The following is a 13,296-nucleotide window of genomic DNA, read 5'->3' on the forward strand; positions in this document are numbered from 1 at the left end:
TAAATTAGCGCCACCATATCTAGTTCAACTTGTATTGATAGATAGATGCCATAGTCCGATTTAGGTCATAGTTACCTAAGTCATTGTGTTGTTTATTTTGAATACTCTACACCTCCCTAAGCCACCATCTGGCCCAAGATCTTTAGAGCATTCCGGTTTATAAAGAGATCCCATTGAATATTCTATTTTTGATGTACCCGTGGTCGACTATCGTGCCTGAAACCGACACCACGCTGCGGTTAATTCATGAGTGTGTTGCGAGAGGGCATACTGTTGCAGTCGCAACAACCAGCAACTTGACCATGCGCGACTCCGAAGCTAGTGCATTTTGCCAAGTATTCAATAAAGAGCAGTCAACGCCAAGCAACCTTGTCTCTTTCTATAAGAAGGCAGAGTTTAAAACCATTCAGTTGCCGCTTGCGGGCTTTGATAGCATTTTTATGCGCGCTAGCCCGCCGCTTGACCCTATTGCGCTTAACTTTCTCGATTCGGTACGCGATGACGTGTTCATCATGAATGATATCGACGGTTTACGTATCGCCAATAATAAGCTGTATACCGCGTCATTTGATGATCCAAATAATACTTTTATTCCGGTTACTCATGTGTCGAAAACACCCGAGTATTTGGAGCAAGTGCTGCGTGAATCTAAAACTGAAAAAATGATTATGAAGCCTCTTGATGGTTTTGGTGGTCAAGGTGTGATTCTGGTTGAGAAGGCGGCGCAGAAGAGTTTTCACTCTCTGCTACAGTTCTACATTAACAGCGGCAAAGGCGGTAACTACGTTATCTTGCAAGAGTATGTCGAGGGCGCAGAAGAGGGCGATGTACGAATTCTGATGCTAAATGGTGAGCCTATCGGTGCGATGAAGCGTGTTCCGGCTGAGGGCGAGGTTCGCTCGAACATTCACGCTGGTGGCAGCGTGGTGAAACATACGTTGACGAAGAAAGAAAGAGAACTGTGCAAACATATTGGACCTAAGCTCGTACGTGATGGCCTATTCTTTGTTGGAATCGACGTTATCAACGAGAAGTTGATTGAAGTTAACGTACAAAGCCCTGGTGGCATTATGCGTATTAACAAGCTGAATAACGTTAAGTTGCAGAAGAAGGTTATTGATTTTATTGAAAATGTAATCAATGCCAAAGAAGCGTTAAGTACAAGAAAAACTGAATTTAGAAAGGCGATTGAAGATGCTCAGGTTATCTGAAAAAGAGTGTATAGCGTTAATTAATAAAGGCGAATGCTTCCACGCAGAAGTCGAAGCGGGTTCATTCACGGTTAAGATTGATGAATACTCTCCATTTGTGTGTACCGCTATCCATAATGGTCACAATTTACGAGATGAGTTGAAAAACAACTGTCGATTAACGCAGGAGGAGCGCCTTTATGCTGAGGCGCCTTATACCGCAGATATGTTGTCGTCTTTCCCTATCGTATTGATCGGTAATGATTCGCGCTTTGAATATGACTTGAATCGCCCCAAGGCTCATTCAACTAATTTTAAAACGGCTTGGAAGAAGCCGTTAACCACAAAGCAGCGTAATGAAAGCCATGCTAAGCATCAGTCTTTTTACAATGTATTGAGTGCCTTGGTTGCGCGTTTAGAGAAACAATTCAAAAATAGTATTGTATTTGATGTTCACTCATACAATTACCAAAAAATTGAAGCAGACACGCCGACCTTTAACATAGGGACTAGCCAGATTGATATCGAGCGCTGGGGTACGACATGCCAGAACTTTGAGAAGCAATTAAGTAAGATTGAGCTACCTAACCTAGATGTACGCGCCGCAAGAGACGAAGTATTTCAGGGGCGTGGTTACCTTATTGCCCATGTAAACGCACATTTCGATCATACTTTAGTCTTGCCACTCGAAGTGAAAAAAGTGTTTATGGATGAAACCTCTGGTGAATTATACCCATTGGTTTTAGAAGAGCTTAAGGCGGGGGTCAAGCAGGCTCTGTCTGAGACTGCGGCTTACTTTATGCGCCGCTTTGGTAAGCGTAAGTCAGTAAGAAATGTCGACTTACTCTCATCAACGTTACCACCTGAGATTTTATCGCTTGATAAGAGCTTGTTTAAGCTGGCGAGTAACGTTGCGACACTGAAATATATCAACCCGATTAACATTGCCAGCGAACGTAAAAAGTTCTTAGCTCGCAAAGGTGCAGAGGCGCCAGAATTTAGTTACAAGCAGCTAAACCTTAATCCGTATCAATTCCGCGAACAGCTATATAAGTTGCCTGTATCCAATATTATGGACGCCGATATTCAGCAGCTTTATCGCCATGTTATTGATAATTTAGCGACTAAGATTGACCTTTTATGCTCAATAGGTACAGATGAGTTTGTCTATAACTCGCTTAAATATTACGGCCAGCCAGATAAAGACGATATCGCCAATGCTGAGTTCTTGCTGCGTGCGCCGAATATTGAAGGCGATGACGAAGAAGCGATTTATGATTCTGCTTATGCGGTGAAGTCATTCCAACAGCAGGCCGATGACTGGGGACTTAAGTGTAAGGTTGAAAAATCGACCCGCATCGTCGCTAAAGCGATGGTAAACAATGAGCGTGGCAGCTTGCTAATTAATAAAGATGCTATGTTCACCAGTAAAGAGTTGATTGCATTTGCCTACCATGAACTTGGCGTGCACATGCTCACAACGGTCAATGCTCGTCGCCAGAAACTTAGAGTGATGTCACTTGGTTTAGTGGGTAATACTCATACTCAAGAAGGGGTCGCGATTTATAGCGAATATTGCTCGGGTAACTTAACCTTGAATCGTTTAAAGATTCTGGCTTTGCGAGTAATTGCAGTGAATTTGATGCTTGAACAACGTGATTTCTCGATGACTTTCCAAACGCTAAAGCGTGAATACGGTCAAACCACAGAGCAGGCCTTTACCTTAACCACCCGCGTTTATCGTGGTGGTGGTTTAACCAAAGACTTCCTGTACTTAAAAGGCTTTAGAGATATCGTGAACTTAAGTAAAACCACGCCGCTCGATAACTTGCTTGTGGGTAAAGCGGGCACGCTGGACTTGCCGATTATCAGTGAAATGGTTGAGCGAAATATGCTTGAAAAGCCAGTTCCGCTGTTTGAGCTTAAGCATAAATCGACACCTGATACCGCTGTGATTGATTATCTGATTTCTGCGATCCGCTAAGCCGAGCTTATTAACGGATACTCAATAAAGATAAAAACGCCTTGCTACTGACTTAGCAAGGCGTTTTTTTATCTATGACAGTACAAGCTAAGACGGAAAAGCAGGTTCTAGGTCCTAGGAAAAGACGGTTAAAGCTGAGACGGAAAAGCAGAAAAACAAAGAAGGGGAAAGGCCGGAAAGCTAAGAAAGAGCACTGGTAATGCTTTTTGCCTTTGCTGTTCCTAGCAGGGCGGAGCCCGTCCTCGCAGCGAAGCGACCTAGAACCTAAGACCTAATAGATGTCGACGTCCTCTCTCAATACCCACTTGAATCTTAAATACACTGCTTTATGCTGGACCTAGGACCTAGGACCTAGGACCTAGGACCTAAAAGCAAAGCGTTCTAGCACCTAATCATAAAAGTAATTAAAAAAGGGGACTGGCATGTTGATGAAAGCAGTTATTAGCAAAGTAGGCTTGATACTGTTAGCCGCAGTATCGAGCCATTCCCACGCCTATGAGGCCGAGAAGATTACCACTGGACTCAATATTCCTTGGGGGCTGGCTTATGTTGACGAGCAATCTATGCTGGTGACAGAAAGGCAAGGCGTGGTGAAGCGTGTAAACCTTGAAACGGGTAAGCATCAAACACTGTTCACTCCAGAAGGCGTGTGGACAGAGGGCCAAGGTGGCTTACTCGATGTTGCACTTTCACCTTTCGATACTGATTTTAAAAGCAAAAAAGTTTACTTCACTTACAGTAAAGATATTGAAGGAGAGGGCGCAACCACACTTGCTCAAGCAACTTATCAAAACGGTAGGTTAACGGATTGGCAAGATTTGTTTGTTTCCGCGTCACGTACGGACACAGGACGGCATTTTGGCAGTCGAATCGCCTTTGATGACAATAGTCTGTACTTTTCAATTGGCGATCGGGGTGTGCGTGAAAATGGGCAAGATACGCTAACCCATGCAGGGTCCATATTACGTTTACAGCCTGATGGCAGCGTGCCAGCAGACAACCCTTTCATAAATAACAGCGCAATACTCGATGAGATCTGGAGTTATGGCCATCGTAACCCTCAAGGCCTAGTTTATGATTCAAATAGCCAACAACTGTGGTCAATTGAACATGGGCCGCGCGGCGGTGACGAAATTAACTTAATCAAACGCGGCGCTAACTATGGCTGGCCAATCACCTCCCACGGTAAAGAGTATTGGGGGCCGATAAGTGTAGGTGACGGTAAAGTAAAGGAAGGAGTTGAGCCGCCGGTTAAGGTGTATATTCCGTCAATCGCACCGGGAAGCCTAGTGATGTATCGCGGCGAAAAATTCCCTGAGCTAAATGGTAAGCTGCTCGCAGGAGCATTAAAGCTGACTCACATTAATGTGGTGACGATTAACGATGCTGGAAAAGCGATTGCAGAAGAGCGGATCATGGCAGAACTAGGAGAGCGCATTCGCGATATTGAAGTTACCCCTAAAGGGGATATCTATTTCAGTACCGATAGCGGCAATCTATATAGGCTTAAAAGATAGGTTCTAGGTTTAAGAGAAGGACCTAGGACCTAGGAAAAGCAGGTTCTAGGAAAAGCCGGAAAAGCTAAGGCGGGCGGTCTTACGAACGTGACTGCGTCACTGACGGAACGCTGCGCTTACGGAAAATAAGGGGCTAGAATCTAGAATCTAGAATCTAGGACCTACAATATGTAGGTCGGGTTTAGCCCGTAAAACTTTGATTTTCCTAGCAGGATGAAGCCTGCCCTCGCTGCAAATCGTCCAAAAGATAGGTTCTAGGAAAAGCCGGAAAAGCTAAGGCGGGCGGTCTTACGAACGTGACTGCGTCACTGACGGAACGCTGCGCTTACGGAAAATAAGGGGCTAGGACCTAGAACCTAGAACCTAGAACCTAGAACCTAAAATATCTAGATCGGGCTTTAGCCCGTCAAGCATTTGATTTTCCTACCAGGGCGGAGCCCGCCCTCGTAGCGAAGCGTTCTAGGATCTAGGCCCTTCTTTTAAAGCGAAGCGCCCTAGAACCTAGGTCCTGTATAATACCTTAATCACATGCCAACCGAACTTAGTCTTAACCAAGTGTGGTGTAATGAGTTCACCAGTGAAACAAACTTTATCGAACTGCGGCACCATCTGACCTTTTTTAAATTCGCCTAAGCTACCGCCTTTTTTGCCTGATGGGCAAGTCGAGTGCTTCTTGGCGAGGACGTCAAATTTCGCGCCCTTATTAAGCTGCTTAATAATATCTTCAGCAAGTGTTTGGTGCTTAACCAAAATGTGTAGTGCGGCTGCAGTGCGTGCCATGGTCAGGCCTATATGTTCTGAAACTAATGGGCGCGATTATACCGCTGAAGCTAGAGTCTAGGCTAGTCTTCTGCATCAACAGAGACATCCCCGCTACAGGTTGGTATAACATCATAATATGGCTTTATAATGAGTGGCATTAAATAAGTGCAGTCTTTGGTAGAAATTATTTGTGTTAAAAAGCCGTAGCTACACCCGCATTGGCCCTGATTACCGCTTCGATGAGCAGGTCAGTTTCGTTGACATCAAACAGGTATTTGGTCTGGGGCATATTCGTTTAGGTAAGTGGGTTGAAAACGAAGAGCGTGATAAAGCTGCTAATCTGATTTTTGACTCCTTGGCCGATTTGGCGTTTATTTTAAAGCTTCCTCCTAAAGCACTGGGTTTGCGTGAAACCTTAAATCTAGCTTTTGGTAGTGGTGGCCAAAAAGGTGTACAAGCCCATTACGCACCACATAGGCGTGAGTTAGCGCTAGCTAAAAACGCCGGAGCAGGCGCACTCGCCCATGAATTCTGGCATGCGTTTGACCACTATATCGCCCCTAAGTCGTTTCATACCTCAGAGCGAGGTATATCCTTTGCCAGCCATAGTTGGCTTGCGGATGTAAAGCCGATAGCTCATCCGCTCAATCGCCGCTTAGAGCGCGTATTTGAAGTGGTAATGCTGAGTGATAATGGTGAAGATGGTCATGACTATGTTAACCGAGCCATCGCTTTGGATAAGCAATACGGCACTCAGTATTTTTCGAAGCCAACCGAGTTAATGGCGCGGGCTTTTGAGTCTTGTATCGAATCTTATCAAGATATTAGCAATCCCTATCTGGTAGATGAAACCTTAAAGTCATCGCTATTTGATGCCGGCGGCTATCCGAGCCTTGAGCATAGGCAGGTGATTTTTGAGGCGCTTATCGCCTATTTTGAACCTTTGGGTGAAGCATTAGGGCGGGAGTGAAGTACGTTTATTTGGTTCGTTAACGTTAGGGGATGTATCGATACCAGTATGATGCTAAGGATTATTCCTTTTCATCATACTGGCAAACTCAATTAGAAGCTTACTGAGTATTGGCTGCTAGATTGTGAATTTTGTGCGAGATCGATAATAGAAGTCGTGCCAGGATTGTAATGGGCGATTTTGCTGGCTATTTTATTTGCGCCATTAGAGAGGGCAAAGTCATGAAAGCTCTGTCCGTTACAGACTAATCTTGGAAAGATTCTACGTTTGTCGATCTTATTTTCTAGCATGGTTCTGCTGTATAAAAATAGGTTATCACTCAAGCCAGTCTTACAGACGGCAATAAGCTTCTTTTCTATAGTTGGGTCCATTGCTGCTGATGCATCAAAAGTGATGGAAGTCAGTAGAATCGCGGTCAATGGTAATAGTTTTTTCATCGGTTGCTCCTTGCGTGTGGGACTTAACGTCCGGTTAAGTTATGCGTTTGCATGGGGCTAGTTAAGCGCAAAGTGATGAGAAATGATGTGATAACTTTGTATACAAATGTATCTTTATCTTATTGTTAATTCAGTTGATGTCTTGAGGTAACAGAATGTGTATTTGGCCCTAAAAACGATACATTTTTACTGATAGATATTCGTTATAGGGTGATTTCTATCAAACAAAAAGCCCGCAATGAGCGGGCTTTATTGAGTATGCCTGGGAGCATGGCCCTGGATTAAGCGGTTTTCACTTTCCAGTTCACCTCTTCACCAGCGAAGAAAGGCACAATAGGACTACCGTTTGGCAAGATGATTTCGCTCGGTACTGTCCACTTCTCTTTAACTAAGGTCACTGTGCTGGTGTTGCGCGCTAGACCGTAAAAATCTGGGCCATGTTTACTCGCAAAACCTTCAAGTTTATCTAAAGCGCCCAAGTCGTCAAATACCTGTGCATACAGCTCTAATGCACTCCAAGCACTGTAACAACCTGCACATCCACACGCTGATTCTTTACGGTGCTTCTCGTGCGGTGCAGAGTCGGTACCTAAGAAGAATTTACTTGAACCTGTTGCTACCGCTGCGCGTAGTGCCTCTTGGTGAGTGCTGCGTTTAAGCACTGGCAAACAGAAGTTATGTGGGCGTACACCGCCAACTAACAAGTCATTACGGTTAAGCAGTAAATGCTGTGGGGTAATGGTCGCTGCTACGTTGTCAGCCGCTTCCATTACAAAGTCAGCCGCATCTTTGGTGGTGATGTGCTCAAATACCACTTTCAATGTTGGGAAAGACGCCACAATGCGCGCAAGGTAGCGCTCGATGAACATGGCTTCGCGGTCGAAGATATCGATATGCGATTCAGTTACTTCACCGTGAACCAATAACAACATGCCGTGTTTAGCCATGGCTTCAAACACCGGAAATAGCGCATCGAGGGCTTTTACTGCAGCGTCAGAGTTAGTCGTCGCACCGGCTGGGTAAAGCTTAGCAGCAACAACGCCAGCAGCTTTGGCATCAATGATGTCTTGCTCAGTGGTGTTGTTGGTCAAGAAGATAGTCATTAGCGGCTGAAAAGTCGAACCCGCTGGGCGCGCAGCTAAAATACGCTCACGATATTCAGTAACCATTTGGGCATTAGTAACTGGTGGCAGAAGGTTAGGCATTACGATAGCGCGTTGAAACAAGCGTGCCGTCGCAGGAACGGTTTCTTGCAACATATCGCCATCGCGAAAATGAAGGTGCCAATCGTCAGGAGTAAGTAGGGTGATTTGCGTCATTGTAGGTTCCTAAGCGTGTACGACAAAATACGTAAGCTTTTTATAAGCTTTTACTTAGGGCGCTATTGTGCCTGAAATCGCCGCCGCTTAATAGCTGAAGATGCATAAGACACAATATATCAACGCTTAAAAATGCCATTTATGTTATTTTGTTGATTGTGATCGCCCATTGACAGTTATAAGCAATTAAAAGAGACATGCGTTTAGACAAGTTTATCTGTAAGAGTACCGAGCTTAACCGCGCCAAAGCCGGTGATTGCATTGAGCGTGGTGAGGTGAGTGTTAACGGCGAGCCCATAACTGATGTGCGATTTCAGGTGCATGAAAGCAATACCATAGTCTTTAAAGGGCAAAGGTTAGTTGCCCGGCCTTCTCGCTACATCATGCTGCATAAACCGCTGCATACCTTAAGCTCTAATGTCGATGGTGACTACCCAAGCCTATTTCGCTGTATTGATATAGACAGAGTTGAGGATTTACATATTGTTGGACGTCTCGATGCCGACACCACAGGTTTAGTCTTGCTGACCGATGATGGTCGTTGGTCGTTCGATATTATCCGGCCGGATAAAAAGTGTGAAAAAACTTACCGAGTGACGCTACGTGACCCAATCACAATTGATAACTCGGCTGAGGTAATTGCAAGGTTTGCCCAAGGATTACAGCTACAAAATGAAAAGGCATTAACACAGCCTGCTAAACTCGAGGTGGTCACGCCCAAGGAGGTGCGACTCACTATTACCGAGGGCAAGTATCATCAGGTCAAGCGCATGTTTGCCGCGGTGGGTAATCGGGTTAACGGTTTACACCGAGAGCAAATTGGTGATTTAAGCCTAGATGTTAAAGTCGGTGAGTGGCGCTATCTTAGCGAGGAAGAGGTTAATCAACTATCGAATCCGACGCCAACCTATATGTAGACGCAGTCACTACACTGAGGAATTAATGCCGATTAACAAATAAAAAAGCCCTTACTATGAACCGAGTTAAGGGCTTTTTTAATGGGACAATAACTAATCTGTTACTTAGTTATGACTTAGCTAACTCTTTTTACTAATGGCTGGAGCTTTAATCGACCCAGTGTAAAACGTTGCGGATTATCGACCATCTAGGCTGTACTTTCTCGGCGCCTTTACCTAGCATCCAGTAATCGTAAATCCCCTCTTGGGTGCCATCGACTTTACGTAATCGCTGCCAGTTGTTTATGTAGTTGAGCAGAGACTGGTTAGACTGCGCTACCGCATAGGCGACTGGGTAATGGGAGTTATTTTCTAAAATGGCAATACCGTAACCCGGGAAAAACAGGGTCCATGCCGAACCTGCTTGAGCACTAATGAGCACTGCATCATATTTGTGTTTCTTCTGCCTAAAGAAGTCTTTATAGCCCTCAATTTTAACGAACTTGATATTGGGGGCAAAGAGCTTGGCCTTTTCAATAGCATCGCTATGCTCAACATAAGCGATAGTCATGTTTTGCATCTGTTTGATTTTTTCATTGCTCTTAAAGTCGTTCACTAGGTGGTCTTTAGTGGCGATAGCAAGGTTGAGCTCTAAAATGGGGTTGGCATAGCTAAGAGCGTCCATCTGTTCGATATCCATGGCGAGGCCGGACATGGCAATATCGAAGAATCCCGCTTTTAACGATGCGGCAAGTTGATCTTTCTTGAAGGGAATAAATTCGATTTTAACTTTTAAGTCTTCGGCAAGTTTAGTGGCCATGGCAGTATCGAAACCGACTAAACTCCCCGAATTATTATAATAGCTAAAAGGCACATTACTGGGGATATAACCGACCCTTAAGGTGCCTGCATCTCGGATGGCTTGTACGCTGCGAATAGGCGTTGTCGGTGTTTGGCCTAGGATCGGGAACTGCCGATTAACTTTAGTCGGCACCTTGTCGGCCACCTGCATATTGGCTATTACGCCACTAGTGATCTCTGGGCTGTGAATAAACATCCCCATGCCGACACGGCAAACAATCAAGGTAACCAATACACTGGCACCGATCCCTATCCCCATCTTGAGCAGTTGCGGTGGACGTAACTTGAGTGATTTTTGAAATAGTGATGCCGTCAAAAGGGTCAGAACAAACAGGTTCATTACCGCGGCGATAGAGTTAAATTTACCAGTAATAAAGCCCGACATAACAAATAGCTGAAACAGATCTGCGGGCAATTTGACGAGATCAAGCATAAAGGGGATAGCCACATACACACTACCAAACAGTGCTAACAGGCCACTAATAGATAATGATGGAATACTGGCAACATCCACAGGTGTGCCGTTAAACCAACCCGCAAAATAGACAAACATAATTACGGTGAGCTTACCGATATTGGGGAAGGTGAAGGCGATCGGCACCAAAATTTCAATTAAGGTAGCGCCGTCTTCACACAGGTTGTCATGTTCACGCATGACCTGTTTACACTCTTCAACAATTACTGGAATAACAATAAAAATATTACCAGTTGCAAAGGCGGTAACTAGGCTCGACTTTGTAATACGTAGTGCTTGAGCAAAAGTAATTGGCGTCAGTGATGCCACAATCCAAGGCAATACCCAGAAGGTTAGCAGTAAACACAGCACAAAGTAGCTGATTAAATAAACCTGCATACTGGCAAACTCATCAACTCCCATGGTGCCAGCCGCCGAGGCTGACATGGCGAAAATACCGATAGGTAGGATTTTGACTAGGCCTTGAGTGATGCGCGAGAAGATCTCTGAGCTAGTATGCATAAAGGTTAAAATTTGTTGTTTATTTTCGCCCTGCATCCCGATTAACGCTAGCCCCATGGCAATACTGAATACCACCATGGCGGGGACATAACCATCGGCCATAGACTCGAAGGGGTTCGAGGGAATATACAGCTTAAAATAATCGATAGGGGTGACAGGCTCGATGCTACTGGTACTGAAAAACGACGCCGATTCAATAACAGGAAATGACAGTGGCATCAGGGCAATCATGACGATTGCTAGCAGCCATAGCAGTAACATGATAAGACCTGCGCGGCTAAAGATAAGTTTGGCGGTACTCTTTTGCAGCTTGCCTATGCCGCCAACCAAGGAGACTACAATATAGGGCAAAACAGTCATCTGCATAAGCAGAATGACGCTGGTGCCTATCGTGCCCATCCAACCAACGGATTCACCGAAAAACAGACCTACAGCAAAACCGACAAACATGGCCACTAACATCTGGGTTGAGCTAGTCATAGTGAGAATTTTTTTTAGCACACAAGTCACCTAAATTGTTTGAATCCCCCTAAGAATGCATCTTGGCAAATACGACTAAGCCATAGGGGAGGGGCTGTTTGATTATAAGTTTGTAGATAGTTAACTTTAAAGCTATTTATTTAAAAAGTAGTCATAAAGATTAACATGGGAGGCTGGCTACCCGCCTAAGCGCTCGGCTGCCAGATCGATAAAGGCCCTGACTTTAGGCGACAAGTGTTTACGACTTGGGTAAACCACGAAGACATCGATATTGGCACTGGGAAAGTTGTCAAATAGGATCTCTAACTGATCGTTTTCGAGTTCACCTTGCATATAGAAGTTAGGCAAGCGGGTGATGCCATGTCCTGCTAATGTCAAATTAAGCTGCATGTTGCCATTGTTACAGAGGATCTTAGGCCGAATGTCCACCGAAAAGTGTTTGCCGTCATGGTCCACATAATCCCATTTGCTTGGCTGTTTATGATTGGAATAACAGATGCCGTTATGGGTCTCTAGTTCTCTAGGATGGTGAGGTTTACCATGGCGTGAAATATATTCTTTTGACGCCACCGTATAAGCTTGGCAGCTATAGAGCTTGCGACAGATTAGGCTAGATTCCTCAAGCTGTGCCGAGGCTCTAATGGCTAAGTCATAACCATCGGCTATTACATCGGTACGCTTATCGCTTAGATCTAAATCTAAGCTGACATTGGGATAACGCTGCAGGTATTCGGAGATAATGGGCTTTAGGTGTTGCCCTGCAAAACCAACGGGGCAGCTGAGTTTTAACACTCCACGGGGGCTGACATCATGTTGAGTGATTAAGCCAATAGCTTGCTCGGCATCGCTAATTAATTGTAGGCACTGCTGATAATAGGCATCTCCCTCAGGGGTTAAGCCAATCGATCGTGTCGTTCTATTGAGCAATCGTACCCCGAGTCTAGCCTCCAGTTTGTTGACCTCTTTGCTGACATAAGAGGTAGAGTGCCCCAAAATCTCGGCCGCAGCGGAAAAGCCACCGCTCTTTACTACTTGCACAAATATCACGATACCATCAAACAGTTTATTCATTTTTGGTTCCTGATTTCAATTAACAGTCATATGGAAATAGTTAATATCTTTTTAGGTTATTAATTACACCTAGCATCTAATATACACTGCTCTACATCGGGTTGTCGCTCAGAACTTAGCCTAGCTACTAAGGGTTACAGTGATAATTGAATTAAAGATGCTGATGAATTGTCGTTAGCATAAGCCAACAGAATAGAGAGTCCTATTATGAAACTATTAGCCTTTGCAGCGAGCAGCAGTTCTAAATCAATTAACAAACAACTTGCGACTTACGCCGCTTCATTAGTGGACGGTGCTGACGTTGAAATCCTTGATATTAATGACTACGAAATGCCTATTTTTAGTCAAGATAGAGAGGAGGAATTGGGCCAGCCTGAGCAGGCGCAAAAATTCTTTGCAAAAATCGGTGAAGCCGATGCCATTATCATCTCTTTTGCCGAGCATAATGGTTCATATACAGCGGCCTATAAGAACTTGTTTGACTGGACATCGCGTATCGATATGAAGGTATTCCAGAATAAGCCAATGGTATTGCTTGCTACTTCTCCTGGACCTGGTGGTGCATCGAGTGTATTGGCTGCGGCAGCGGGCTCTGCGCCATATTTTGCCGCCGACGTGAAAGCTTCGCTTTCAGTGCCAAGCTTCTTCGATAACTTCGACATGGAGAAGCAGCAATTGCGTAATCCAGAACTTGCAGAGCAGTTGAAGGCTGCGCTAGCACTTTTATAGCCGAGTCGACTTTGCCGATAGCCATTGGCCAGAGGGGCAAGGCTATCGCTACTTTGCGGTGACTGATTATTGCGTCAAGATGGTGCAGTGGTAAGACGTTGAAG

At 44.8% G+C, this 13,296-nt stretch carries 11 protein-coding genes; 6 read left to right on the forward strand and 5 right to left on the reverse strand.

All coding sequences use genetic code 11. The features are described 5' to 3' along the window. Positions 1 to 173 precede the first annotated feature (173 nt). From gshB to K5Q73_RS00955, 3 genes are all read left to right on the forward strand, one after another. Positions 174 to 1,211 (forward strand): glutathione synthase, encoded by a 1,038-nt coding sequence (gene gshB, locus K5Q73_RS00945; RefSeq protein ID WP_220758592.1) that lies wholly within the window; start codon positions 174 to 176, stop codon positions 1,209 to 1,211. After that, positions 1,195 to 3,174, forward strand: coding sequence for a flavohemoglobin expression-modulating QEGLA motif protein (locus tag K5Q73_RS00950; RefSeq protein WP_220758591.1), 1,980 nt, complete (start codon positions 1,195 to 1,197; stop codon positions 3,172 to 3,174). The genes gshB and K5Q73_RS00950 overlap by 17 nt, the downstream gene beginning before the upstream one ends. A gap of 422 nt (positions 3,175 to 3,596) precedes the next feature. Then, positions 3,597 to 4,691 carry a PQQ-dependent sugar dehydrogenase gene (locus K5Q73_RS00955; protein WP_259650654.1) on the forward strand — a complete coding sequence of 365 codons (1,095 nt, stop codon included), beginning with the start codon at positions 3,597 to 3,599 and terminating at the stop codon, positions 4,689 to 4,691. Between the two features lie 501 nt (positions 4,692 to 5,192). Here the strand turns inward: K5Q73_RS00955 and ppiC are convergent. Then, positions 5,193 to 5,471 (reverse strand): peptidylprolyl isomerase PpiC, encoded by a 279-nt coding sequence (ppiC, locus tag K5Q73_RS00960; RefSeq protein ID WP_012156435.1) that lies wholly within the window; start codon positions 5,469 to 5,471, stop codon positions 5,193 to 5,195. Positions 5,472 to 5,643: 172 nt separating this feature from the next. Between ppiC and K5Q73_RS00965 the strand changes: the two genes are divergently transcribed. Next, the gene (locus K5Q73_RS00965; protein ID WP_220758590.1) at positions 5,644 to 6,423 is read left to right on the forward strand and encodes a CLCA_X family protein; all 780 of its coding nucleotides are present in this window, start codon (positions 5,644 to 5,646) and stop codon (positions 6,421 to 6,423) included. A 92-nt stretch (positions 6,424 to 6,515) separates the two neighbouring features. Here the strand turns inward: K5Q73_RS00965 and K5Q73_RS00970 are convergent, their stop codons facing one another. Beyond that, on the reverse strand, positions 6,516 to 6,860 hold the full coding sequence (locus K5Q73_RS00970; RefSeq protein ID WP_220758589.1) for a DUF3718 domain-containing protein: 345 nt from the start codon (positions 6,858 to 6,860) through the stop codon (positions 6,516 to 6,518). Positions 6,861 to 7,141: 281 nt separating this feature from the next. Further along, positions 7,142 to 8,179, reverse strand: coding sequence for a dihydroorotase (gene pyrC, locus K5Q73_RS00975; protein ID WP_220758588.1), 1,038 nt, complete (start codon positions 8,177 to 8,179; stop codon positions 7,142 to 7,144). A 197-nt stretch (positions 8,180 to 8,376) separates the two neighbouring features. On the opposite strand from pyrC, the gene K5Q73_RS00980 reads away from it, so the two are divergent. Continuing rightward, the gene (locus K5Q73_RS00980) at positions 8,377 to 9,096 is read left to right on the forward strand and encodes a pseudouridine synthase (protein ID WP_220758587.1); all 720 of its coding nucleotides are present in this window, start codon (positions 8,377 to 8,379) and stop codon (positions 9,094 to 9,096) included. 148 nt (positions 9,097 to 9,244) lie between these two features. On the opposite strand, the gene K5Q73_RS00985 is transcribed toward K5Q73_RS00980, so the two are convergent. Further along, positions 9,245 to 11,392 (reverse strand): cation:dicarboxylate symporter family transporter, encoded by a 2,148-nt coding sequence (locus K5Q73_RS00985; RefSeq protein WP_259650653.1) that lies wholly within the window; start codon positions 11,390 to 11,392, stop codon positions 9,245 to 9,247. Between the two features lie 177 nt (positions 11,393 to 11,569). Further along, positions 11,570 to 12,463: a LysR family transcriptional regulator gene (locus tag K5Q73_RS00990; protein ID WP_220758585.1), complete on the reverse strand. Its 894-nt coding sequence runs from the start codon at positions 12,461 to 12,463 to the stop codon at positions 11,570 to 11,572. Between the two features lie 207 nt (positions 12,464 to 12,670). Between K5Q73_RS00990 and K5Q73_RS00995 the strand changes: the two genes are divergently transcribed. Further along, positions 12,671 to 13,192 (forward strand): NADPH-dependent FMN reductase, encoded by a 522-nt coding sequence (locus tag K5Q73_RS00995; RefSeq protein WP_220758584.1) that lies wholly within the window; start codon positions 12,671 to 12,673, stop codon positions 13,190 to 13,192. The last annotated feature ends 104 nt before the right edge of the window (positions 13,193 to 13,296 follow it).

The organism is Shewanella sp. MBTL60-112-B2 (assembly GCF_019655055.1).
In the GTDB taxonomy this organism is placed as follows: Bacteria; Pseudomonadota; Gammaproteobacteria; order Enterobacterales; family Shewanellaceae; genus Shewanella.

Bases quoted from the DNA above. Each gene is read 5' to 3' on its own strand.
- K5Q73_RS00980 (WP_220758587.1), top strand. From the start codon at position 8,377: ATGCGTTTAGACAAGTTTATCTGTAAGAGTACCGAGCTTAACCGCGCC.
- K5Q73_RS00995 (WP_220758584.1), top strand. From the start codon at position 12,671: ATGAAACTATTAGCCTTTGCAGCGAGCAGCAGTTCTAAATCAATTAAC.
- K5Q73_RS00950 (WP_220758591.1), top strand. From the start codon at position 1,195: ATGCTCAGGTTATCTGAAAAAGAGTGTATAGCGTTAATTAATAAAGGC.
- K5Q73_RS00970 (WP_220758589.1), bottom strand. From the start codon at position 6,860: ATGAAAAAACTATTACCATTGACCGCGATTCTACTGACTTCCATCACT.
- ppiC (WP_012156435.1), bottom strand. From the start codon at position 5,471: ATGGCACGCACTGCAGCCGCACTACACATTTTGGTTAAGCACCAAACA.
- K5Q73_RS00990 (WP_220758585.1), bottom strand. From the start codon at position 12,463: ATGAATAAACTGTTTGATGGTATCGTGATATTTGTGCAAGTAGTAAAG.
- K5Q73_RS00955 (WP_259650654.1), top strand. From the start codon at position 3,597: ATGTTGATGAAAGCAGTTATTAGCAAAGTAGGCTTGATACTGTTAGCC.
- K5Q73_RS00985 (WP_259650653.1), bottom strand. From the start codon at position 11,392: ATGACTAGCTCAACCCAGATGTTAGTGGCCATGTTTGTCGGTTTTGCT.
- pyrC (WP_220758588.1), bottom strand. From the start codon at position 8,179: ATGACGCAAATCACCCTACTTACTCCTGACGATTGGCACCTTCATTTT.